Annotated in this window: 19 protein-coding genes; 11 read left to right on the top strand and 8 right to left on the bottom strand. The window is 72.3% G+C overall.

Going from position 1 to position 21,665, the window contains the following annotated elements; all coding sequences use genetic code 11:
• Positions 1-87: 87 nt before the first annotated feature.
• The 5 genes from ligA to gyrA all read left to right on the top strand — a co-directional run bounded on the left by ligA (position 88) and on the right by gyrA (position 8,434).
• Positions 88-2,559 carry an NAD-dependent DNA ligase LigA gene (ligA, locus tag PSEJ31_RS0103380; protein ID WP_028914652.1) on the top strand — a complete coding sequence of 824 codons (2,472 nt, stop codon included), beginning with the start codon at positions 88-90 and terminating at the stop codon, positions 2,557-2,559.
• A complete protein-coding gene (epmA, locus tag PSEJ31_RS0103375; RefSeq protein WP_028914651.1) occupies positions 2,556-3,533 on the top strand; it encodes an EF-P lysine aminoacylase EpmA in 978 nt (325 codons plus the stop codon). Before ligA ends, epmA begins: the two co-directional genes overlap by 4 nt.
• 82 nt (positions 3,534-3,615) lie before the next feature.
• On the top strand, positions 3,616-4,314 hold the full coding sequence (locus tag PSEJ31_RS0103370) for a DUF3011 domain-containing protein (RefSeq protein ID WP_186828177.1): 699 nt from the start codon (positions 3,616-3,618) through the stop codon (positions 4,312-4,314).
• Positions 4,315-4,339: 25 nt separating this feature from the next.
• A complete protein-coding gene (gene mtnA, locus PSEJ31_RS0103365; RefSeq protein WP_019399908.1) occupies positions 4,340-5,398 on the top strand; it encodes an S-methyl-5-thioribose-1-phosphate isomerase in 1,059 nt (352 codons plus the stop codon).
• Between the two features lie 438 nt (positions 5,399-5,836).
• Positions 5,837-8,434 (top strand): DNA gyrase subunit A, encoded by a 2,598-nt coding sequence (gene gyrA / locus PSEJ31_RS0103360; RefSeq protein WP_028914650.1) that lies wholly within the window; start codon positions 5,837-5,839, stop codon positions 8,432-8,434.
• A gap of 84 nt (positions 8,435-8,518) precedes the next feature.
• On the opposite strand, the gene PSEJ31_RS0103355 is transcribed toward gyrA, so the two are convergent.
• The 3 genes from PSEJ31_RS0103355 to PSEJ31_RS0103345 all read right to left on the bottom strand — a co-directional run bounded on the left by PSEJ31_RS0103355 (position 8,519) and on the right by PSEJ31_RS0103345 (position 10,589).
• Positions 8,519-9,511: a restriction endonuclease gene (locus tag PSEJ31_RS0103355; protein ID WP_019399910.1), complete on the bottom strand. Its 993-nt coding sequence runs from the start codon at positions 9,509-9,511 to the stop codon at positions 8,519-8,521.
• A gap of 206 nt (positions 9,512-9,717) precedes the next feature.
• The gene (locus PSEJ31_RS0103350) at positions 9,718-10,245 is read right to left on the bottom strand and encodes a phasin family protein (RefSeq protein ID WP_019399911.1); all 528 of its coding nucleotides are present in this window, start codon (positions 10,243-10,245) and stop codon (positions 9,718-9,720) included.
• A gap of 68 nt (positions 10,246-10,313) precedes the next feature.
• Entirely contained in the window at positions 10,314-10,589 is a 276-nt protein-coding gene (locus PSEJ31_RS0103345) for a polyhydroxyalkanoic acid system family protein (protein ID WP_019399912.1), read from the bottom strand.
• Between the two features lie 86 nt (positions 10,590-10,675).
• Here PSEJ31_RS0103345 and PSEJ31_RS0103340 point away from each other — a divergent pair, with 86 nt between their 5' ends.
• Positions 10,676-11,467: an FHA domain-containing protein gene (locus PSEJ31_RS0103340; protein WP_028914649.1), complete on the top strand. Its 792-nt coding sequence runs from the start codon at positions 10,676-10,678 to the stop codon at positions 11,465-11,467.
• Here PSEJ31_RS0103340 and msrQ read toward each other — a convergent pair.
• Together msrQ and msrP are read right to left on the bottom strand one after the other, a co-directional pair.
• On the bottom strand, positions 11,436-12,044 hold the full coding sequence (msrQ, locus tag PSEJ31_RS0103335; RefSeq protein ID WP_026010789.1) for a protein-methionine-sulfoxide reductase heme-binding subunit MsrQ: 609 nt from the start codon (positions 12,042-12,044) through the stop codon (positions 11,436-11,438). The genes PSEJ31_RS0103340 and msrQ overlap by 32 nt on opposite strands.
• Before the next feature lie 50 nt (positions 12,045-12,094).
• Complete coding sequence (gene msrP, locus PSEJ31_RS0103330) at positions 12,095-13,063, bottom strand: protein-methionine-sulfoxide reductase catalytic subunit MsrP (RefSeq protein ID WP_028914648.1); 969 nt, start codon at positions 13,061-13,063, stop codon at positions 12,095-12,097.
• 139 nt (positions 13,064-13,202) lie between these two features.
• Between msrP and serC the strand changes: the two genes are divergently transcribed.
• From serC to aroA, 3 genes are all read left to right on the top strand, one after another.
• A complete protein-coding gene (serC, locus tag PSEJ31_RS0103325) occupies positions 13,203-14,288 on the top strand; it encodes a phosphoserine transaminase (RefSeq protein ID WP_028914647.1) in 1,086 nt (361 codons plus the stop codon).
• 53 nt (positions 14,289-14,341) lie between these two features.
• The gene (gene pheA / locus PSEJ31_RS0103320; RefSeq protein WP_019399917.1) at positions 14,342-15,523 is read left to right on the top strand and encodes a prephenate dehydratase; all 1,182 of its coding nucleotides are present in this window, start codon (positions 14,342-14,344) and stop codon (positions 15,521-15,523) included.
• A gap of 72 nt (positions 15,524-15,595) precedes the next feature.
• The gene (gene aroA, locus PSEJ31_RS0103315) at positions 15,596-16,909 is read left to right on the top strand and encodes a 3-phosphoshikimate 1-carboxyvinyltransferase (RefSeq protein ID WP_028914646.1); all 1,314 of its coding nucleotides are present in this window, start codon (positions 15,596-15,598) and stop codon (positions 16,907-16,909) included.
• A gap of 12 nt (positions 16,910-16,921) precedes the next feature.
• On the opposite strand, the gene PSEJ31_RS16290 is transcribed toward aroA, so the two are convergent.
• Together PSEJ31_RS16290 and PSEJ31_RS0103305 are read right to left on the bottom strand one after the other, a co-directional pair.
• The gene (locus tag PSEJ31_RS16290; protein ID WP_051403633.1) at positions 16,922-17,410 is read right to left on the bottom strand and encodes an energy transducer TonB; all 489 of its coding nucleotides are present in this window, start codon (positions 17,408-17,410) and stop codon (positions 16,922-16,924) included.
• Positions 17,411-17,527: 117 nt separating this feature from the next.
• Positions 17,528-18,166: an energy transducer TonB gene (locus PSEJ31_RS0103305; protein WP_019399919.1), complete on the bottom strand. Its 639-nt coding sequence runs from the start codon at positions 18,164-18,166 to the stop codon at positions 17,528-17,530.
• A 116-nt stretch (positions 18,167-18,282) separates the two neighbouring features.
• Between PSEJ31_RS0103305 and serS the strand changes: the two genes are divergently transcribed.
• Positions 18,283-19,560 carry a serine--tRNA ligase gene (gene serS / locus PSEJ31_RS0103300; protein WP_028914645.1) on the top strand — a complete coding sequence of 426 codons (1,278 nt, stop codon included), beginning with the start codon at positions 18,283-18,285 and terminating at the stop codon, positions 19,558-19,560.
• Positions 19,561-19,599: 39 nt separating this feature from the next.
• Here serS and PSEJ31_RS0103295 read toward each other — a convergent pair whose 3' ends face one another.
• Positions 19,600-20,187, bottom strand: coding sequence for an FMN-dependent NADH-azoreductase (locus tag PSEJ31_RS0103295; protein ID WP_028914644.1), 588 nt, complete (start codon positions 20,185-20,187; stop codon positions 19,600-19,602).
• A 129-nt stretch (positions 20,188-20,316) separates the two neighbouring features.
• On the opposite strand from PSEJ31_RS0103295, the gene PSEJ31_RS0103290 reads away from it, so the two are divergent.
• Complete coding sequence (locus PSEJ31_RS0103290; RefSeq protein WP_019399922.1) at positions 20,317-21,306, top strand: LysR family transcriptional regulator; 990 nt, start codon at positions 20,317-20,319, stop codon at positions 21,304-21,306.
• The last annotated feature ends 359 nt before the right edge of the window (positions 21,307-21,665 follow it).

The following is a 21,665-nucleotide window of genomic DNA, read 5'->3' as shown; positions in this document are numbered from 1 at the left end:
AGCGCCGCCGCCGGCGCGGCGGCAAGCGTCTGTCGGCGCTCACCGCGCGGCGGGTAAGATCGTGCCCCCGAACCACGTCGCGTGCAGATGACTTCCAGTCCGGCCCCCGCCGAACGTGCCGCCGACCTGCGGCGCAGGATCGAAGACGCCAACCGCCGCTACCACGAGCTGGATGCGCCCAGCATCACCGACGCCGAATACGACGCCCTGGTGCGCGAGCTGGAAGCGCTGGAGGCCGCGCATCCGGAACTGGCCGCGCCCGATTCGCCGACCCGCCGGGTCGGTGCCGCGCCCTCGGCGCGCTTTGCCCCGGTGGTGCACGCGGTGCCGATGCTGTCGCTGGGCAATGCCTTCAGCGACGAGGAGGTGGCGGATTTCGTGCGCCGCATCGCCGAGCAGCTGGACCGCCCCGAGCTGGTGTTCTCGGCCGAGCCCAAGCTGGACGGCCTGGCGATCAGCCTGCGCTACGAGGATGGCGCGTTCGTGCGCGGCGCCACCCGCGGCGACGGCGCCACCGGCGAGGACGTGACCGCCAACCTGCGCACCATCGCCGACATCCCGCAGCGCCTGGCCGGCCGCGGCTGGCCGCCGGTGCTGGAGGTGCGCGGCGAGGTGTACATGGCCCGCGCCGCGTTCGAGCGCTGGAACGAGCAGGCGCGCCTGCACGGCGGCAAGGTGCTGGCCAACCCGCGCAACGGCGCCGCCGGCTCGCTGCGCCAGCTCGATCCCCAGGTCACCGCCAGCCGCCCGCTGAGCTTCTACGCCTATGGCGTGGGCCAGGTCGAGGGTGGCAGCCTGCCGGACACGCATTCGGGCACCCTGGCGAAGCTGCGCGAGTGGGGCTTCCCGGTCAGCGACCTGGTGCAGGTGGTGCGCGGCACCGACGGCCTGCTGGGCTACTACCGCGGGATTGGCGAGGCCCGCGACGGCCTGCCGTTCGACATCGACGGGGTGGTCTACAAGCTGGACGACTACGCCGGCCAGCGCGAGATGGGCTTCGTCGCGCGCGCGCCGCGCTGGGCCATCGCCCACAAGTTCCCGGCGCAGGAACAGTCCACCACGGTCGAGGCGATCGAGATCCAGATTGGCCGCACCGGCGCCGCCACCCCGGTGGCGCGGCTGAAGCCGGTGCACGTGGCCGGCGTGGTGGTGACCAATGCCACCCTGCACAACGCCGACCACGTGGCGCGGCTGGACGTGCGCGTGGGCGACACCGTGATCGTGCGCCGCGCCGGCGACGTGATCCCCGAGGTGGTGCAGGTGGTGCCCGAGCACCGCCCGGACGGCACGCAGCCCTGGACCATGCCAAGCCACTGCCCGGTATGCGGTTCGGAACTGGTGCGCGAGGAAGGCGCGGCCGTATGGCGCTGCAGCGGCGAAGCCGCCTGCCCGGCGCAGCTGAAGGAAACCATCAACCACTTCGCCTCGCGCCGGGCGATGGACATCGACGGCCTGGGCGACAAGTACGTCGAGACCCTGGTCGATGCCGGCATCATCCGCGGCATCGCCGACCTCTACGGCCTGGGCCGCGACCAGCTGCTGTACCTGAAGCTGGTGCTGGACGCAGAGTCGCCCGAGGCCCTGGCCGGCGCGGTGCAGCCGCACCTGCAGCCGGGCGAGGGCAGCGGCGCCGCGCTGGCGGCGCTGCTGGCCCTGGACGGCGGCGACGAGGGCTGGCGCACGCGCGCCCTGGGCCTGCCGATTGCCTTTGCCTGGAACCCGAAGAAGATCGCCACCCGCTGGGCCGAGAACCTGGTCGCGGCCATCGAACACAGCCGCGACACCACTTTGGCGAGGTTCCTCTACGCGCTGGGCATCCAGCACGTGGGCGAGAGCACGGCCAAGGCGCTGGCGCAGTGGTTCGGCGACCTGCAACTGGTGCGCCGCCTGCCGTGGCCCCTGTTCAAGCGGGTGCCGGACATCGGCGGCGAGGTGGCGCGCGCGATCGGCCACTTCCTCGACCAGCCGGCCAACCAGGAGGTGATCGACCGCCTGCTGGAACGCGGCGTGCGCATCGGCGACGCGCACCCGCCCTCGCCGAAGCTGCGCGAGGGCCTGGACCTGGCCACGCTGCTGGTGGACCTGGAGATCCCGAAGGTCACCGCGGTGCGTGCCGCGCAGCTGGCGGCCGCCTTCGCCGACGCCCAGGCGCTGCTGGATGCCCCGGTGCACGCCCTGGTCACTGCCGGCCTGCCGGCGGAGAGCGCCAACGCCCTGGTGGCATGGCTGGAGCAGGAGGCCAATGCCGCACTGTTGCTGCGCAGCGCGCAGGCCCAGGCCGAACTGCTGGCCCTGGTGCCGCACCAGGCCGGGCAGGGCGCGGGCCCGCTGGAGGGCAAGACCGTGGTGCTGACCGGGACCCTGGCGGCGATGAGCCGCGACGAGGCCAAGGAGAAGCTGGAGGCGCTGGGCGCCAAGGTCGCCGGCAGCGTGTCGAAGAAGACCAGCTTCGTGGTCGCCGGCGAGGCCGCCGGCTCCAAGCTGGCCAAGGCCGGGGAACTGGGCATCGAGGTCTGGGACGAGGCGCGCCTGCAGGCCTTCCTGGCGGAGCACGCATGAGCGCGGACGACTGGCGCCCCAGCGCGCAGATCGAGGCGCTGCGCCTGCGCGCGCGGCTGTACGCGCTGGTGCGCGCGTTCTTCGCCGAGCGCGGCGTGCTCGAGGTGGAGACCCCGATCCTGTCCGAGGCCGGCAACACCGAACCGAACATCGAGAGCTTCACCACCCGCTTCAGCGGCCACCGTTCGGCCGGTGCCGACCTGCGCTGGCTGCGTACCTCGCCCGAGTACCCGCTCAAGCGCCTGCTCGCGGCCGGGATCGGCGACTGCTACGAGCTGGGCCGGGTATTCCGCAACGGCGAGGCCGGTGGCCGCCACAATCCCGAGTTCTCGATGCTGGAGTGGTACCGGGTGGGCTGGGACCACCTGCGCCTGGCCGAGGAGACCGTGGAGCTGGTGCGCGCGGCCCTGGCCCTGGCCGGGCGCGATGCCGAAGTGCGCAGCACCACCTACCGCCAGCTGTACCTGGACCTGGCCGGGGTGGACCCGTTCCTGGCCAGCGAGGCCGAACTGCGCGCCTGCCTGGATGGAATCGCCATCGATCCGGATGGGCTTGGCCGCGACGACTGGCTGGACCTGGTGATGACCCACCGCATCCAGCCGTCGTTCGCCGCCGACCGCATCACCGTGGTCCACGACTGGCCGGCCAGCCAGTGCGCGCTGGCGAGGATCCGCCCCGGTGACCCGCCGGTGGCCGAGCGCTTCGAGCTTTACCTGGGGCCGCTGGAGCTGGCCAACGGCTACCACGAGTTGACCGACGCGGCCGAACAACGCGCCCGTTTCCAGCGCGACGGCCGGGTGCGCGCCGGCCGCGGCGCCACGCAGCCGCCGCTGGACGAGCGCCTGCTGGCTGCACTGCAGGCGGGCATGCCCGATTGCGCGGGCGTGGCCTTGGGCATCGAGCGCTTGCTGATGGCATTGGCCGGCACCGGCCGCATCGCCGACGTGCTCGCCTTCGACTTCGCGCGAGCCTGAACGTCCGCGCATGCCGTTCACCGCGCATTTCGCCTGCAAGGCCACAATCCCGGGGCAATGCCTGGACGGGAATCGGAACACGATGGTTGAGGGGAACCGTGCCGTTGCCGCCTGGATCCTCGCCCTGCTCGCGGGCGCGGCCTGGCTGGCGCCGCTGCCCGCGCCGGCGTCCACGCTGCCGGAGCAGGTGCGCTGCGCGTCGCACGACGCGCGGCGCGTGCATTGCCCGATGGACACCTCCCGCGGCGTGGTGCTGGTGCGCCAGTTGTCGCAGAACGCCTGCATCCGCGAGTCGGACTGGGGCGTGGATGCGCACGGCGTGTGGGTGGCGCGCGGCTGCCGCGCCGAGTTCCGCGCGCCTCCGGCGGCCGATGTCGCCACCCGCCGGGTGGTCCGCTGCGAATCGCGCCGCGGCCGGGTCGAGAGCTGCCCGGTGATCCTGCGCGGCGCCCCGGTGCGGCTGCTGCGCGAACTGGCGCTGGCGCCGTGCCGGTACGGCGAGAGCTGGGAGCTGGGCCGCAACGAGATCCGGGTTTCGCGCGGCTGCAAGGGCGAGTTCGAGATCGGCGACCCGGAAACCGGCTTCCCGCCGGGGCCGCGGCTGCTGGAATGCGCCTCGCGCGACCATCGCCGCCGCAGCTGCGGCACCACGGTCGAGCGCGGGGTCGAGCTGGTGCGCCAGCTGTCCTCCGCCGCCTGCGTGGAGGGCGTCAGCTGGGGCTGGGACGCCGGCCGGGTCTGGGTGGACGAGGGCTGCCGCGCCGAGTTCGCGGTGGAGTAGCCGCGCGCGCCGGTAGAATGGCGCGATGGATACCGCCTTCGATTTCGACCGTTACGACCATATCCGCCCGATCCTGTGGACCGGCGAGGCGCTGGAGCTGCTGGACCAGCGCAAGCTGCCGTTCGCGGTGGAACACGTCACCTGCCGCGACAGCGACGAGGTCGCCCAGGCGATCCGCGACCTGGCGGTGCGCGGCGCGCCGGCGATCGGCATCGCCGCGGCCTGGGGCGTGGTGCTGGCGGCGCGCATGGTCGAGGCCGGCGACGGCGCGCAGGCGCTGCAGAAGCTCGAGCCCGCGCTGCAGCGGCTCAACGCGGCGCGCCCGACCGCGGTCAACCTGGCCTGGGCGCTGGCGCGCATGCGCCGCGTGCTGGCCACGGCCGGCGCGGACTGGCGCCAGGTGGCCGCGCGCGAAGCGCAGGCCATCGCCGACGAGGACCTGGCCGCCAACCGCCGCATGGGTGCGCTGGGTGCGGCCATGATCGCGCCGGGCAGCGGCGTGCTGACCCATTGCAACACCGGCTCGCTGGCCACCGCCGGGTTCGGCACCGCGCTGGGCGTGATCCGCGCCGGCATGGCCGAAGGCCGCATCGCCAAGGTGTTCGCCGGCGAGACCCGGCCGTGGCTGCAGGGCGCGCGCCTGACCGTGTGGGAACTGCAGCAGGACGGCATCGACGCCACCCTGATCGCCGACTCGGCCGCCGCCCACCTGATGAAGACCGGCGCGGTGCAGTGGGTGGTCGTCGGCGCCGACCGCATCTGCGCCAACGGCGACACCGCCAACAAGATCGGTACCTACCAGCTGGCCATCGCCGCCCGCCACCACGGGGTGAAGTTCATGGTCGTGGCGCCGTCCTCGACCGTGGACCTGGACACCGCCAGCGGCGAGGCGATCGAGATCGAGCAGCGCGACCCGGGCGAACTGCACGGCGTCGGCGGCGTGCGCACCGTGGCCGAGGGGATCGCCGCCTGGAACCCGGTGTTCGACGTGACCCCGGCGGAACTGATCGATGCCATCGTGACCGAGCGCGGCGTGGTCGAGCGCCCGGCCGAGGCGGGGATGCGCGCGCTGTTCGCGGGCTGACCTTTTGCGGGTGGGGCGTCCCCGTCGCTGGCGAGGCGCGCCCATCCCCGGCAAGCGGGCGGGCCGCAGCGCCGGCGGAATGACACGGGGCATGCAGAAGGGCAGGGCGCCATTGCGTCGACCCTCGCCGCCAGGCCTGCCGCGGCGACCGCGCCCGCATCCGCCGCGTCCCTACGGGCCACGCTGCAGCAACCTGCCGCACCCAACGCCGGCCAATCACCCGGCCGCTTGCGTCCGGACCGGCCCGAAGCGCGGGAAAAGCGCCGCCTGCATGGTGCAAGTCCTTGTTTTTCCGTTGGATAAGCTGGCCGGGCAAGGCCTTTCCGTGATACCATCCGCAGGTTGATTCCGGCGGAGCCAACTGGCTCCGCCGCCATGTTTACGGGCCGCTGCTCGCAGCCACGGGGAAGCCCGGCACCACAGGACGCAAAGCACCCGATGACCGATCTCGCCAAAGAAATCATTCCGGTCAACCTAGAAGACGAAATGCGCCGCAGCTACCTCGATTACGCCATGAGCGTGATCGTCGGCCGCGCGCTGCCGGATGTGCGCGATGGCCTGAAGCCGGTGCATCGCCGCGTGCTGTACGCGATGAACGAACTGGGCGCGCACAGCAACAAGCCGTACTACAAGTCCGCGCGCATCGTCGGCGACGTCATCGGTAAGTACCACCCGCACGGCGACCAGTCGGTGTACGACACCCTGGTGCGCATGGCCCAGCCGTTCTCGCTGCGCTACCTGCTGGTGGACGGCCAGGGCAACTTCGGTTCGGTCGACGGCGACTCCGCCGCGGCCATGCGCTACACCGAGGCGCGCATGGCCCGCATCACCCACGAGCTGCTGGCCGACATCGACAAGGAAACCGTCGACTTCCAGCCCAACTACGACGAGAAGGAGCTGGAGCCGTCGGTCATGCCGACCCGGTTCCCGAACCTGCTGGTCAACGGTTCGGCCGGCATCGCCGTGGGCATGGCCACCAACATCCCGCCGCACAACCTCACCGAGGTGGTGAACGGCCTGCTGGCGCTGATCGACGACCCGGAGCTGGACGTCGGCGCGCTGATGCAGCACATCCCCGGCCCGGACTTCCCCACCGCCGGCATCATCAACGGCGTCGGCGGCATCCAGCTGGCCTACCGCACCGGCCGCGGCCGCGTGCGCATCCGCGCCCGCGCCGAGATCGAGGTGGCCGACAACGGCCGCGAGTCGATCATCGTCACCGAGATCCCGTACCAGGTGAACAAGGCGCGGCTGATCGAGAAGATCGCCGAGCTGGTCAAGGAAAAGAAGATCGAGGGCATCTCGGAGCTGCGCGACGAGTCCGACAAGGACGGCATGCGCATCTACATCGAGGTCAAGCGCGGCGAGTCCGCCGAGGTGGTGCTCAACAACCTCTACCAGCAGACCCAGCTGGAATCGGTGTTCGGCATCAACATGGTGGCGCTGGTCGACGGCCGCCCGCAGCTGGTCAACCTCAAGCAGATCCTCGAGGCCTTCCTGCGCCACCGCCGCGAGGTGGTGACCCGCCGCACCATCTTCGAGCTGCGCAAGGCGCGCGCCCGCGCCCACGTGCTGGAAGGCCTGACCGTCGCGCTGGCCAACATCGACGAGATGATCGAGCTGATCAAGACCTCGGAGAACCCGCAGGTGGCCAAGGAGCGCATGCTCGGCCGCACCTGGGAGCCGGGCCTGGTCGGCGCGCTGCTGGCCGCCGCCGGCGCCGAGGCCTCGCGCCCGGACGACCTGCCGGCCGGCGTGGGCCTGGTCGAGGGCATGTACCGCCTGACCGAGGTCCAGGCCCAGCAGATCCTGGAGATGCGCCTGCACCGCCTGACCGGCCTGGAGCAGGAGAAGCTGACCGAGGAATACCGCCAGCTGCTGGAGACCATCCGCGGCCTGATCGAGATCCTCGAGGATCCGGAAGTGCTGCGCCAGGTGATCCGCACCGAGCTCAACGAGCTGAAGGCCGAGTACGGCGACGACCGCCGCAGCGAGATCCGCGCCAGCGAGGAGGACCTGGACATCCTCGACCTGATCGCGCCGGAGGACGTGGTGGTGACCCTGTCGCACGCCGGCTACGCCAAGCGCCAGCCGGTGTCGGCCTACCGCGCGCAGAAGCGCGGCGGCCGCGGCCGCGCCGCCGCCGCGACCAAGGACGAGGATTTCATCGACCGGCTGTGGCTGGTCAACACCCACGACACCCTGCTGACCTTCACCAGCAGCGGCAAGGTGTTCTGGCTGCCGGTGCACCAGCTGCCGGAGGCAGGCTCCAACGCCCGCGGCCGCCCGATCATCAACTGGATCCCGCTGGAGGAAGGCGAGCGCGTGCAGGCGGTGCTGCCGGTGCGCGAGTACGCCGAAGGCCAGTACGTGTTCTTCGCCACCCGCAACGGCACGGTGAAGAAGACCCCGCTGACCGAGTTCGCCTTCCGCCTGGCGCGCGGCAAGATCGCGATCAACCTGGACCAGGACGATGCCCTGGTCGGCGTCGCGCTCACCGACGGCGGCCGCGACGTCATGCTGTTCGCCTCCAACGGCAAGGCCGTGCGCTTCGACGAGTCGGAGGTGCGCGCCATGGGCCGCACCGCCACCGGCGTGCGCGGCATCCGCCTGGCCGAGGGCGAGCACGTGGTCAGCCTGGTGGTGCCGGACGGCGAGGGCGACATCCTCACCGCGTCCGAGCGCGGCTACGGCAAGCGCACCCCGTTGTCGGAGTACCCGAAGAAGGGGCGCGGCACCCAGGGCGTGATCGCGATCCAGACCAGCGAGCGCAACGGCAGGCTGGTCGGCGCGATCCAGCTGTCCGAACAGCACGAGGTGCTGCTGATCTCCGACGCCGGCACCCTGGTGCGTACCCGCGCCGCGGAGATCTCCCAGGTCGGCCGCAATACCCAGGGCGTGACCCTGATCCGCCTGGCCGAGGGCGAGTCGCTGCAGGCGGTCGAGCGCGTGGACGCCTCGCTGGACGATGCCGAGGAGGGCGTGCAGCCCGCCGCGGCGGAGCCGGCCGGCGCCGAGGCCCCGCCGGCCGGCTGAGCCCGGCCGCGGGCAACACCCCAGGCACAAGCGCCGAGGGCGGCCAGTGGCCGCCCGCGTCGTATCCGCTGCCGGCGTGGCGCCTTACTGCACGCGGCACTGGCGCCAGCGCACCTGTTCCTCGCGGCCCGGCCGCGGATTGAGCTGCACGCGCACGGTGCGCAGCGCCGGGTAGCGCTCCAGCTCGGCGCAGACCAGCGGCCAGATCGCCTCGATGGTGCCGGTGCGGTCCACCACCAGGGTGTTGTGGGTCAGCCAGAACACGCGGCCGATGCCCGGCTGCAGCGACACCCCGCGCACCACCTCGTTGCGGTAATGCTGCAGGGTGGCTTCGTCGGGGAAGTCCTCGATGCCCGCGTCCTCCGGCAGCCGTTCCGGCTCGCGCGGGGCGACGGCGGGGCTGGCGGCCGGCGCCGCCGCGGCGGCCAGCGCCTGGGGCTCGACGTTGCCGCGCGGGGCGCGCAGCGTGGCCAGGCCGTCCACGAGGGCATCCCCCGACACCACCCCCAGCGCGCCCAGGGCCAGTGCCAGGCCGGCCACGCAGAAGGCCTCGGTCCGCGAGCGGGCCTCGGCCGCCGCTTCCACCTGGGTGCGGGTTTCCGGGCCCACGTAGGGGCGCAGCAGGGTCCACAGCCGGCGGCCGTCGATCACCTCGATGTCGTGGCGTGCGGCCGCCGCCAGCGCGCCGGCGCGCGCCCGGCCCTCGGTCAGCAGGATGCCGTGGCGGGCCTCGGCCAGCTCCATCTCGGCGGCCAGCTCGGTCACGTGGTGGGAGCCGAGGCGGTAGGCGCTGCCGTGCTTGCACGCCAGCAGCCAGCGCTGGCTGCCGTCGGTCATCAGCAGGCGGCTGCCGTCGCCGGGAGGGGCGGCTTCGCCGTGGCCGCGGCCGGCGTGGCGCAGGCCGCGCTGCTGCATGGCCTGGCCGACCAGGGTCGACAGCTCGCGCCAGCGCAGGGCCGCGATCGCGCGCAGGCCGGCGGTCGCGCGGTGCGTGCCGCGACGTACGAACCAGACATAAGGCAGGCCCACGGCAGCCGTGAGCAGGGCCAGGCTCCCCCCCAGGATCCAGGCAGACATCAACTTCCTCGTGGCTCCCCAAACAGCATCGGACCGATGGTACACGGCCCGGGACGCCACCGGTCGCGGGCACGAAAAGGCCCGCCAGTCCAGAAGCCGAGAGGGGAGGGGAGCAAACGGCGAGGGGACTGGCGGGCCGGTTTCGATTCTGCCGAAGCGATTTGTGCTTTGCAACAATGCAGTGGTACCACCGATGGAATGCTGCGTTAGCTGATTCCGGCATCCGGGCGCGGACCGGGGCCGCCGGCGGCCGGCGCCGGGCCCGGGGTCGGCGGCACGGACGGTTCCGGCGCCACGGTGGTGCGCAGCTGCAGTTCCCGGGTCAGGGCGTCGATCCTCGCTCCCAGCGCGTCCAGGTCTTCGCGGGTGGGCACGTCCATCTGCCGCAGGGCCTGCTGGACGCGGTGCTCGAAGGCGCGGCCGACGCTGTCCCAGGCCTCGTTGGCCTTGGCCGTGGCCCGGCCCAGGGCGCCGTCCACGGCCTGGCGCAGCCCTTCCAGGCGCGCGGCGGCGCTGTTCTCGCCGGCCGGGCCCTGGCCCTCGCCGACCGCGCGTCCTTCCTCGGCCAGCTGCTCGAAGAAACGGCTGCCCTCGGCCTGGGCCCGCGCCAGCGCGCCGATGCCCGCCAGCCACACTTGCTGCGCCGATTCACCCAGCTCGCGGGCGAAGCGCCCGGCCTGGGCCTGGATGTCGGCGGCGCTGGGGGTCTCGCGATAGCGGTTTTCAACGGTCATGGCCGGGTCCTCGCGTCGTGGGAAACACACGCGAGTTTCACGGCCGGCCCGCAAAGGCGGCGTGATCCTCAGCCGAGCTTTTCCGCCAGCACCCGGCGGATCTCCGATTCCACCAGCCCCTGCAGGGCCGAGAACAGGAAGCCCAGTTCGGCCTGCACCCGCACCTTGCCGGGCAGCAGCTCGATGCGCCCGTCGATGCCGGGGCCGCCCAGGGCCAGGCTGTCGCCTTCCCAGCGGCTGCTCAGGCCATGCCGCTCCTGCAGCCTGGCGGCGATACCCTCCACCGCCTGGCGGACCTGCTCGGGCGTGCGCGAATGGGCGTGTTCGATATCGATGCGGGACAAGCGTCGGACTCCGTTGGCTGCGGGAAGGGCGCGCGTGCGCACGCGGAACTGGCGGCTGGTGCAAGCGCGCTGATAGTCTGCCACGCATGCAAGAACACGCACTGCACCTGCACTTCAGCAACCGCCAGCAACCCGACCATCCGCTGGCCGCGGGGGTGTTGCGCCTGGTCCGCCAGGCCAACGGCACCCTCGGCCTGGGCGAGGCGGCCGGCGCGCTGCTGGCGCAGTTCTGCCTGGACCGGCGCGGGCTGTGGCTGCAGGTGGCCAATGGCGCGCGCGGCATCCACGTCAACGGCCGCCCGGTGCGGCGCATGGCCCTGCTGCGCGCCGGCGACGCGGTCTATGCCGACGGCGTCGAACTGCTGGTACGGGCCGGGCCGCGTGCGCCGGAGGCCGCGCAGGAGCCCGCGGACGCGGCGGCGCACGAGGCCTGCGTGGTGTTGCGCGGGGTTGGCGGCGCCCACCACGGGCGCTGCTTCACCCTGGCCCAGCCGCGCCTGGTGGGTTCGGTGCACGAGGCCGACATCCGCATCGACGACCCGGCATTCGCGCCGCGCCACGCCATGCTCGAGCGCCAGGGTGGGCAGGTCTTGCTGCGCGACCTGGGCTCGGCCGAGGGCAGCGTGGTCAACGGCATGCCGGTGCGCGACGCGGTGCTGGCGGCCGGGGACCAGGTCGTGTTCGAGGGCCAGCACCGTTTCGTGGTCGAAGCCCCGGCGCTGCCCGACCTGGCCCCCCGCGGCGCGGGCGACACGGCCGAGCCGGCGGCGGCGCCGGCAGCGCCGCCGCGCAGCGGCGTGCGCGTGCCCTGGCTGCTGCTGGCGGCGATCCTGCTGGCCGGAGCGCTCAGTGCGCTGCTGTGGTTCGGTTCGCCCTGAGCCGCAGCACCAGGCGCCAGCCGAGCAGCAGTGCGAGGATGCCGGCGTACAGCGCCGGCTCGCGGATGTCGGACTTCACCAGCCACCAGAAGTGCAGCACCGCCAGCACGCCGATGGCGTAGACGGCGCGGTGCAGCTGGCCCCAGCGCCGGCCCAGGCGGCGCATCCAGCCGCGGGTGGAGGTGACCGCCAGCGGCACCAGCAGCAGCCAGGCGAGGAAGCCCACGGTGATGTACGGGCGCTTGGCGATTTCCCCGAACAGTTGCGTCCAGTAGCCGCCCAGGTCCAGCACCAGGTACGCGCACAGGTGCAGGCAGGCGTAGAAGAACGCGTAAAGCCCCAGCATGCGCCGGAACTGCAGCAGCACCGGCTGGCCGCTGAGCCGGCGCAACGGGGTGATGGCCAGGGCCAGCAGCAGCAGGCGCAGCGCCCACAGGCCGGTGCGGTGCTCGATCTCGGCCACCGGGTCTGCCCCCAGCATGTCGCCACCGGTGCGCCAGACCTGCGCCATTTGCCAGCCCAGCCACGCGGCCGGCGCCAGGGCCAGCGCATGCGCCGCGGCCTTGGCCGCGACCAGGCCCGCTCCGCTGCTCCGGCGCGGCCGGGCGGGAGCGGCAGGCGCGCCGCTCAGTACCACTTGCGCAGGTCCATGCCGGCGTACAGCGCGGCGACCTGTTCGGCGTAGCCGTTGAACGGCTGCGTCGGGATGCGGGCGGCGAACAGCCTGCTCTTGGTCCCGGCGATGCGGCGCTCGGTCTTCTGGCTCCAGCGCGGATGGTCCACCGCCGGATTGACGTTGGCGAAGAAGCCGTACTCGGACGGCTGCAGTTCGTTCCAGGCGGTCTTCGGCATGCGCTCGGTGAAGCGGATGGCCACGATCGACTTGATCGACTTGAAGCCGTACTTCCACGGCACCACCAGGCGCAGCGGCGCGCCGTTCTGCTGCGGCAGCGGCTTGCCGTACAGGCCGGTGGCCAGCAGGGCCAGCGGGTGCATGGCCTCGTCGATGCGCAGGCCCTCGCGGTACGGCCAGTCGATCGAGCGGTAGCGGATCCCGGGCATCTGCCGCGGGTCGGCCAGGGTGGTGAAGGCCACGTACTTGGCCTTCGAGGTCGGCTCGAAGCGGCGCAGCACGTCCGCCAGCGGCACGCCGTTCCACGGGATCACCATCGACCAGCCTTCCACGCAGCGCAGGCGGTAGATGCGTTCCTCCACCGCGATCCCGCGCAGCAGGTCCTCCAGGCCGATGGTGCCGGGCCTGGCGCACTCGCCGTCGACCAACACCGACCAGGGCGAGGTGCGCAGGGTGCGGGGCGCGCGCGAGGGATCGTCCTTGTTGGTGCCGAACTCGTAGAAGTTGTTGTAGGTGGTGGCGTCCTCGTAGCGGGTCGGCTCCTCGTCGGTGCTGAAACCGGCGCGCGCCTGGGCGGTGCTGGTCCGGGCGCGCGGCGGGGGCGGCGGCTCGGCTTCGGCGCAGCCGGCCAGGCCCAGCACCGGGCTGGCGGCAAGCATGCCCAGCAGTCGGCGGCGGTCGCGGTAGACCGCCTCGTCGGTGATTTCGCTGGCGGGGATCCGGGGCAGGGAAGGCGGGCGCATGGCAGGTTCCGGAGGTCGGACGGAAGTGGGACAGCGTCCATGCCGGCGCGGTTCCCCGCGGCGGCGCGGGGCCGGTCTTGGTTGCGCCCGCAACTGGTGCGCTGCGGCATACTACGAGCCCTTTCGTTATGGGTGCTTCATGACGCGCGCGTACAACTTCAGTGCCGGCCCTGCGACGTTGCCGGAAGCGGTCCTGCGCCAGGCGCAGGCGGAAATGCTGGACTGGAACGGGGTGGGCGCGTCGATCGTCGAGCTGAGCCACCGTGGCGCCGAGTTCATGGCCGTGGCCGCGCAGGCCGAGGCCGACCTACGCGCCCTGATGTCGATCCCGGACGACTACGCCGTGCTGTTCATGCAGGGTGGCGCCACCACCCAGCAGGCGCTGCTGGCGCTGAACTTCGCCGCCCCGGGCCAGCGCGCCGACTACGTGGTCACCGGCCACTGGAGCAAGACCGCGATCAAGCAGGCGCGGCCGTACGTGGACGTGCACGTGGTCGCCGACGGCGAGGCCGGCGGCTTCCGCGACATCCCGCCGCGCGCGCAGTGGGCGCTGAGCCCCGGCGCGGCCTACGTGCACATCACCGCCAACGAGACCATCCACGGCGTGGAGTACCGCGGGGCGCCGGACGTGGGCGGGGCGCCGCTGTTCGCCGACTTCAGTTCCTCGATCGCCTCCGAGCCGATCGACGTATCGAAGTACGGCCTGATCTACGCCGGCGCGCAGAAGAACCTGGGCCCGGTCGGCATCTCGGTGGTGATCGTGCGCCGCGAACTGCTGGAGCGCGCCGGCCAGCCGCGCGCGGACATCTTCACCTACGCCTCGCACGCGGCGCGCGATTCGATGCTCAACACGCCGCCGACCTGGAACTGGTACCTGCTGGGCCTGACCGTGCGCTGGATGCTGGAACAGGGCGGCGTGGAGGAGTTCGCGCGGCGCAACGCGGCCAAGGCCGCGCTGGTGTACCAGGCGATCGACGCCTCCGGCGGCTTCTACCGCAACGAAGTCGCGCCGGCGGTGCGCTCGCGCATGAACATCCCGTTCTTCCTGCCCGACGAGGCGCTGACCGCGCGCTTCGTGGCCGAATCGCGCGAGGCCGGCCTGCTGGCGCTGAAGGGCCACAAGGCCGTCGGCGGCCTGCGCGCCTCGCTGTACAACGCCATGCCGCTGGAAGGGGTGCAGGCCCTGGTCGACTTCATGGCCGACTTCCAGCGCCGCCACGGCTGACCCACCGGTTGCGCGGCGGCCGCGGCCGCCGCCAGTGACGACGGAACCCTTCGATGGCATCGAGCAAGAAAACCAGCGCAAGCAAGGCCGTGCCCGCCGCCCGCAAGGCCGCGACCCGCAAGACCCCGGCGCGCCGCGCGGCGGCGAAGACCGCGCCGCCGGTGCTGGAGGACGTGCGCGCGCAGATCGACAGCATCGACCGGCAGATCCAGGAGCTGATCGCGCAGCGCGCGCGCTTCGCCCTGCAGGTCGGCAAGGCCAAGGGCAAGCTCGCCGCGGCGGTGGACTACTACCGCCCCGAGCGCGAGGCCCAGGTGCTGCGCATGGTGGTGGACCGCAACCAGGGGCCGCTGCCGGACGAGGTCCTGGTGCACGTGTTCCGCGAGATCATGTCCGCCTGCCTGGCGCAGCAGGAGCCGCTGAAGATCGGCTACCTGGGGCCGGAAGGAACCTTCAGCCAGCAGGCCGTGCTCAAGCACTTCGGCCGCTCGGCGCACGGCCTGCCGCTGGCGAGCATCGAGGAGGTGTTCCAGGAGGTCGACGCCGGCAACGCCGACTTCGGCGTGGTGCCGGTGGAGAACTCCGGCCAGGGCACGATCCAGGTCACCCTCGACATGTTCCTGACCTCGCCACTGAAGATCTGCGGCGAGGTGGAGCTGAAGGTGCACCAGTACCTGCTCTCGCGCACCGGCCGGATCGAGGACATCGAGCGCATCTACGCCCATCCGCAGGCCTTCGCCCAGACCGCCGGCTGGCTGCGCGCCAACCTGCCGAAGGTGGAGAAGGTGCCGGTGTCCAGCAACGCCGAGGGCGCGCGCCGCGCGCGCGGCGCCGACGACGCGGCCGCCATCGCCGGCGAGAGTGCGGCGCACGTCTACGGCCTGAAGAAGGTCATCATGCAGCCGATCCAGGACGACCGCGACAACACCACGCGCTTCCTGGTGATCGGCCGGCGCCTGTTCCCGCCGTCCGGCCACGACCGCACCTCGATCCTGGTGTTCATCCACGACAAGCCCGGCGCGCTGTTCGACGTGCTCAGCCCGTTCGCGCGCCACGGCATCAGCATGAACCGGATCGAGTCGCGGCCCTCGCACCAGGCCAAGTGGGAGTACGCGTTCTTCATCGACCTGGCCGGCCACGTCGAGGACGAGGCGATGAAGAAGGCGCTGGCCGAGCTGGAGAAGCACGTGGCCAAGGTGAAGGTGCTGGGGTCGTATCCGGTGGCGGTGCCTTGAGGGCGGTGATTGGTGATTGGTGATTCGTTCGCGGCGCTGGAAGGCGCCGGGCGTGCAGACGATGGAGAGCTGATGTCGCAGTCTTCGCAACACTGGATCGCAAGCGCGGGGCAGCCGCTGCGCGGGACGCTGGAGATCCCCGGCGACAAGTCCGTTTCGCACCGTGCGGTGATGTTCGCCGCGCTGGCCGATGGCGTTTCCACCATCGATGGCTTCCTCGAAGGCGAGGACACCCGTGCCACCGCGGCGATCTTCGAGCGGCTGGGCGTGCGCATCGAGACGCCGACGGCGTCGCGGCGCATCGTCCACGGCGTGGGCGTGGACGGGCTCAGGCCCGCCGACGGCCCGCTGGACTGCGGCAACGCCGGCACCGGCATGCGCCTGCTGGCCGGGCTGCTGGCCGGGCAGGCGTTCGACAGCGTGCTGGTCGGCGACGCCTCGCTGTCGAAGCGGCCCATGCGCCGGGTCACGGTGCCGCTGGCACAGATGGGCGCCCGGATCGACACCGGGGCCGACGGTACCCCGCCGCTGCGCATCCACGGCGGGCAGAAGCTGCGTGGCATCGACTACACGCTGCCGGTGGCCAGCGCCCAGGTGAAGTCGGCGCTGCTGCTGGCCGGGCTGTACGCCGAGGGCGGGACCTCGGTGGCCGAGCCGCACCCGACCCGCGACTACACCGAGCGCATGCTGGCCGCGTTCGGCGTGGACATCGAGTTCTCGCCGGGCTACGCCCGCCTGCGCGGCGGCCAGCGCCTGCGCGCCACCGACATCGCGGTGCCGGCGGACTTCTCCTCTGCCGCGTTCTTCCTGGTCGCGGCCAGCATCGTGCCCGGCTCGGAACTGCGCCTGCGCCAGGTCGGCCTCAATCCGCGCCGCACCGGACTGCTGCATGCGCTGCGCCTGATGGGCGCGGACATCACCGAGGAGAATCCCTCCACCCATGGCGGCGAGCCGGTGGCCGACCTGGTGGTGCGGCATGCGCCGCTGCGCGGCATCGAGGTGCCGGAGGCACTGGTGCCGGACATGATCGACGAATTCCCGGCGCTGTTCGTGGCCGCGGCCTGCGCCGAAGGCCCGACCGTGGTCCGCGGCGCGGCCGAGCTGCGGGTGAAGGAATCCGACCGCCTGGCGGCGATGGCCAGCGGCCTGCGCACGCTGGGCCTGCAGGTCGACGAGACCCCGGACGGCGCCACCATCCATCCCGGGCAGCTGCACGGCGGCACGATCGAGAGCCAGCACGACCACCGCATCGCCATGTCCTTCGCCGTCGCCGGGCAGCGCTCGGATGCGCAGGTACGGATCAACGACACCGCCACCGTGGCGACGTCGTTCCCGGGGTTCGACCTGCTGGCGCGTGGCTGTGGTTTCGGCCTGGCGGCCGGCTGAGGACGCGCGCCCTCACTCGCGGCGGAACTCGACCGGCAGGTGCACGGTGGAAGGCACGGCCTGGCCGTCGCGCATGGCCGGCTCGAAGCGCCACTGCCGCGCCGCCGCCATGGCGGCGCGGTCGAATGCCGGGTCCTCGCTGCCACCGCGCGCGACCACCTGCACGTCCACCGGACGCCCGTCGCTGCCGACGATGATCGCAACGACCACGTCGCCCTCGCTGCCGTTGCGCAGCGCGCTGCGCGGATAGCTGGGCACCGGGTTGCCGGCCAGCGGGCGTGGCGGGCGGTCCGTTTCCAGCGCTGTGGAAGGGCTGGCGGGCAGGCCGTCGTAATACTGCGGCTGGTCGCCGGCAGCCACCGGGTTTGCCTCGCGCAGGGCCAGCCACGCCAGGGCCGCGGCGAGCAATGCCAGGCCCAGCATCGCCGCGCGCAGCGCCAGGGCGTGCCTGGACAGCGCGGCCCGGAGCCCGGCGCGGCCGGTGTCGAAGTAGGTGGCCATGGCGATTCCTCGTTGCAGGTGCACGGGGAGTCTGGCCACGCCGGTGTGTCGGCCGGATGATCGGGCGATGAAGCCCGTGCCAACGGCGCGCCACGGTTCAGCGCCGTGAGCGCCGCTTCACTCGGTCTGGAACTCCACCGGCACGATGGCTTCGCCCGGGAGCGGCCGGCCTTCGCCGTCGCGTGCGGGCTGGAAGCGCCAGCGCAGTGCCGCCTCGGCCGCGGCGCGGTCCAGCTCGCGCGAACCGCTGCGCTCGACGATCTCCACGTCGCCGGCGCGGCCTTCGGCATCCACCTGGACCCGCAGCACCACGGTGCCACTCTCGCCGCGGCGCAGGGCGGAAGCGGGATAGCGTGGCGCGGGCTGGCCCGGCAGCAGTTCGGGTGCCTGGGCGATGCTGGACGCCACCGGCGCGACCGGCGCCGGTTCCACCGGCGCGGGCTCGACGGTTTCCGGCTCCGGCTGCACCGGCTCCGGCGCGGGCGCTTCCTCCACCAGGCGCGGTTCCTCGCCGTCGGCGGTGCGCGGCAGCGGCGCGCTGGTTCCAGCCGGCATGGGCGCGGGCAGCGGCTCGCTGGGCAGCGCGGCCAGCGCCGCTGCCGGGGCGGCCTCGCCCGGGGCGGGCTCGCCGGACTGCCGGGTCACCACCAGCAGGAACAGCACCCAGCCCAGCACGAAGGCACCGGCGACCACGGCCCAGCGGCTGCGGGCCAGGCGGCGCAGGAGGTCCGCGGGGTGTTCTTCGGTTCGGCTCATGCGGCGTGTCGGGGGCGGAGCGGCCGATTCTGGCACAGCCCGGCCGGGCCCGCGGGCGCGGGGGGCGCCGGTTGGGGGATAATGCACGTCTCTTCCGCGTCCTCCCGGTCCCTGCAATGCTCGACCCCTCGCTGCTCCGTTCCCAGACCGCCGCCATCGCCGAGCGCCTCGCCACGCGCGGCTACGCCCTCGACACCCAGGCGCTGGAATCGCTGGAGGCCGAGCGCAAGGCCATCCAGGTGCGCACCCAGGAGCTGCAGAACCTGCGCAACACCCGCTCCAAGGCGATCGGCCAGGCCAAGGCCAGGGGCGAGGACGTGTCCGCGCTGCTGGCCGAGGTCGCCGGCTTCGGCGACGAGCTGAAGGCTTCCGAGGCGCGCCTGGAGGAGATCCGTGGCAAGCTCGAAGCGCTTACCCAGGGCATCCCCAACCTGCCGGCCGAGGACGTGCCGGTGGGTCCGGACGAGTCGGCCAACGCCGAGCAGCACCGCTGGGGCACGCCGCGCAGCTTCGACTTCGAGCCCAAGGACCATGTCGACCTGGGCGCGCGCAACGGCTGGCTGGACGCGGAGACCGCGGCCAAGCTGAGCGGCGCGCGCTTCACCGTGCTGCGCGGCCAGCTGGCGCGCCTGCACCGCGCCCTGGCCCAGTTCATGCTGGACCTGCACACCGGCGAGCACGGCTACGAGGAAACCAACGTGCCGGTGGTCGTCAACGGCGACGCGCTGTACGGCACCGGCCAGCTGCCCAAGTTCGAGGAGGACCTGTTCTCCACCCAGCTGGGCGAGAACCGGCGCTACCTGATCCCGACCTCCGAGGTGCCGCTGACCAACATCGCCCGCGGCGAGATCCTGGCGCCGGAGCAGCTGCCGCTGCGCATGACCGCGCACTCGATGTGCTTCCGTTCCGAGGCCGGCAGCGGCGGCCGCGACGTGCGCGGCATGATCCGCCAGCACCAGTTCGAGAAGGTGGAGCTGGTCTCGATCACCCGCCCGGAGGACAGCGACGCCGAGCACGAGCGCATGACCCGCTGCGCCGAGACCGTGCTGGAGAAGCTGGGCCTGCCGTACCGCCGCGTGCTGCTGTGCACCGGTGACATGGGCTTCTCCGCGCGCAAGACCTACGACCTGGAGGTCTGGCTGCCCTCGCAGCAGACCTACCGCGAGATCTCCTCCTGCTCCAACTGCGGCGACTTCCAGGCGCGCCGCATGCAGGCGCGCTGGCGCAACCCGGCCACCGGCAAGCCGGAACTGGTGCACACGCTCAATGGCTCGGGCGTGGCCGTGGGCCGCGCACTCATCGCGGTGATGGAGAACTACCAGAACGCCGACGGCTCGATCGACGTGCCCGAGGTGCTGCGGCCGTACATGGGCGGCGCGGCCCGCATCGCCTGATCCCTCCCGGCGGCCGGCAGCGCCGGCCGCCCTCCTGCCTCAGGCCGCCTTGGCCAGCGGCTGCACCAGTTCGTCGATCCGCGCCCGGGCCCCGGCCAGGGCCTGCTCGCGGTGTTCGGGCGAGATCGCCACGCCTTCGGCGCGGACCAGTTCCACATCGTGGATGCCGATGAAGGCGAACAGCTGGCGCAGGTACGGCTCCTGGAAGTCGGTCGGCGCACCGGCGTGCAGGCCGCCGCGGGCGCTGGCGATGATCACCTTGCGCCCGCCAGCCAGGCCCTGCGGGCCCTCGGCGGTGTAGCGGAAGGTGCGCCCGGCGACCACGATGCGGTCGATCCAGGCCTTCAGGGTCGAGGGAATCGACAGGTTGTACATCGGCACGCCGATCACCACGACGTCCGCCGACAGGAACTGCTCCAGCACGCGCTCGGCCTCGGCCGCCTGCGCCGGATCGCTCTTGGCCAGCGCGGCGCCGGTCAGGTGGGGCAGGGGCTCGGCGTCCAGGTCGCGGTACTCGACCTGCAGGCCGGGATGGTGCGCCTTCCACTCGGCGACAATGGCGGCGCTCAGTCCGCGGCTCACGGAATTGGCGCCCAGGGCGCTGGAATCGATATGCAGTAGTTTCATGGCTGTGCTCTCGCTGCTCTAGGGTGGTAAGGGCGGTAGGGCCGCCGGCAGGGCACAGGGTCCATCGTTGCAACGATGGGATAAAGGTGGTTAGATAACACCGTCTGTTGCGCCTGTGGAGACAGCGCCATGCAGGACCTGAACGACCTCTACTATTTCGCCATGGTCGTCGAGCACGGCGGCTTTGCCGCGGCGGAGCGGGCCCTTGGAATTCCCAAGTCGCGCCTGAGTCGCCGTATCAGCCAGCTGGAAACCGACCTCGGCGTGCGCCTGTTGCAACGTTCCACCCGCCGCTTCGCGGTCACTGACGTGGGCATGAGCGTGTACCGCCACGCCCAGACCATGCTTGCCGAGGCCCAGGCCGCGCGCGAGGTGGTGGACCGCCTGAGCGCCGAGCCGCGCGGGCTGGTACGGGTGAGCGTGCCGGTGGCTATCGCCCAGCAGCAGCTGCCGAAGCTGCTGCCGAAGTTCCTGCAGCAGTACCCGAAGGTGCGCCTGCAACTGCACGTCAACAACCGCCGCGTCGACCTGATCAACGAAGGCTTCGACGTGGCCCTGCGCGTGCGCACCCGGCTGGACGACGACGGCAGCCTGGTGATGCGCAGCTTCGGCCAGATCCAGGAACTGATGGTGGCCAGCCCCAAGTACCTGGACCGGGCCGGTCGGCCCAAGGATCCGTCCGAGCTGGCTTCGCACCTGACCCTGAGCATGCACGAGGATGAAGCGCACCAGCGCTGGGAACTGCACGGTCCCAACGGCGAGGTGCGCCGCGTGGACGACCTGCAGCCGCGGGTGGCCGGGTTCGACTTCCCGCTGCTGCTGGCGATGGTCAAGGACGGTTTCGGCATCACCATGCTGCCGGAGACCGTGTGCGCCGAGGCCGTGCGCAACGGCGAGCTGGAGGTGGTGCTGCCCGAGTGGTCGCTGCCGCAGGGCATCTGCCACGCGGTGTTCGCCTCGCGCCGCGGCCTGCTGCCGGCGGTGCGGGTGTTCATCGACTTCCTGGCCGAGCACCTGCCGAAGCAGATCGAGGCCTCGCGCCTGGACTGCGGCAACTGCGGGCGCAAGGATGGCGGCGCGGTGGCCGCGGCCGGCAGCGAAATCGCCCTGGCCGGCTGATTCGGCGCCCGCCGGCATGCGACAATCGGCGGCCGGCCAGCGGCCTGCCGCCGCATTGCCGTCCGCGCTGCACGGTGTGCAACCTTGCCTGGCGCTTCGGCGGCAGCATGGCTGCCGCCGGACCCGGCATGGACGTCGGTGGGGTGCGGTGGGGCGAGGCGGCACGCATGTCGCGCCCGGCCATGTCCGTAGCAGCGCCAGTGCATTGGCTTGCGCGCGGACCGGGCACTGCGGTGCGTGGTCCTGGTCCGCACGGCGGCGCCGCGAAAGCGGCGCGATGCAACGTAAAACGGAGAGATGGCCGAGCGGTTCAAGGCACCGGTCTTGACCCGCAGGCCGAAGGCCGGAGGGCGCATCGA

It is taken from the genome of Pseudoxanthomonas sp. J31 (assembly GCF_000510725.1).
GTDB lineage: Bacteria > Pseudomonadota > Gammaproteobacteria > Xanthomonadales > Xanthomonadaceae > Pseudoxanthomonas.
This window is presented reverse-complemented; position numbering and strand designations above follow the sequence as displayed.

Excerpts from the sequence above, each read along its gene's own strand:
- PSEJ31_RS0103355 (WP_019399910.1), bottom strand. The coding sequence starts at position 9,511 with ATGTCTGCCTGGATCCTGGGGGGGAGCCTGGCCCTGCTCACGGCTGCC.
- pheA (WP_019399917.1), top strand. The coding sequence starts at position 14,342 with ATGGCATCGAGCAAGAAAACCAGCGCAAGCAAGGCCGTGCCCGCCGCC.
- PSEJ31_RS0103370 (WP_186828177.1), top strand. The coding sequence starts at position 3,616 with ATGGTTGAGGGGAACCGTGCCGTTGCCGCCTGGATCCTCGCCCTGCTC.
- PSEJ31_RS16290 (WP_051403633.1), bottom strand. The coding sequence starts at position 17,410 with ATGGCCACCTACTTCGACACCGGCCGCGCCGGGCTCCGGGCCGCGCTG.
- PSEJ31_RS0103350 (WP_019399911.1), bottom strand. The coding sequence starts at position 10,245 with ATGACCGTTGAAAACCGCTATCGCGAGACCCCCAGCGCCGCCGACATC.
- PSEJ31_RS0103290 (WP_019399922.1), top strand. The coding sequence starts at position 20,317 with ATGCAGGACCTGAACGACCTCTACTATTTCGCCATGGTCGTCGAGCAC.
- PSEJ31_RS0103340 (WP_028914649.1), top strand. The coding sequence starts at position 10,676 with ATGCAAGAACACGCACTGCACCTGCACTTCAGCAACCGCCAGCAACCC.
- serC (WP_028914647.1), top strand. The coding sequence starts at position 13,203 with ATGACGCGCGCGTACAACTTCAGTGCCGGCCCTGCGACGTTGCCGGAA.
- PSEJ31_RS0103305 (WP_019399919.1), bottom strand. The coding sequence starts at position 18,166 with ATGAGCCGAACCGAAGAACACCCCGCGGACCTCCTGCGCCGCCTGGCC.
- aroA (WP_028914646.1), top strand. The coding sequence starts at position 15,596 with ATGTCGCAGTCTTCGCAACACTGGATCGCAAGCGCGGGGCAGCCGCTG.
- msrP (WP_028914648.1), bottom strand. The coding sequence starts at position 13,063 with ATGCGCCCGCCTTCCCTGCCCCGGATCCCCGCCAGCGAAATCACCGAC.
- mtnA (WP_019399908.1), top strand. The coding sequence starts at position 4,340 with ATGGATACCGCCTTCGATTTCGACCGTTACGACCATATCCGCCCGATC.
- ligA (WP_028914652.1), top strand. The coding sequence starts at position 88 with ATGACTTCCAGTCCGGCCCCCGCCGAACGTGCCGCCGACCTGCGGCGC.
- gyrA (WP_028914650.1), top strand. The coding sequence starts at position 5,837 with ATGACCGATCTCGCCAAAGAAATCATTCCGGTCAACCTAGAAGACGAA.
- PSEJ31_RS0103295 (WP_028914644.1), bottom strand. The coding sequence starts at position 20,187 with ATGAAACTACTGCATATCGATTCCAGCGCCCTGGGCGCCAATTCCGTG.
- serS (WP_028914645.1), top strand. The coding sequence starts at position 18,283 with ATGCTCGACCCCTCGCTGCTCCGTTCCCAGACCGCCGCCATCGCCGAG.
- epmA (WP_028914651.1), top strand. The coding sequence starts at position 2,556 with ATGAGCGCGGACGACTGGCGCCCCAGCGCGCAGATCGAGGCGCTGCGC.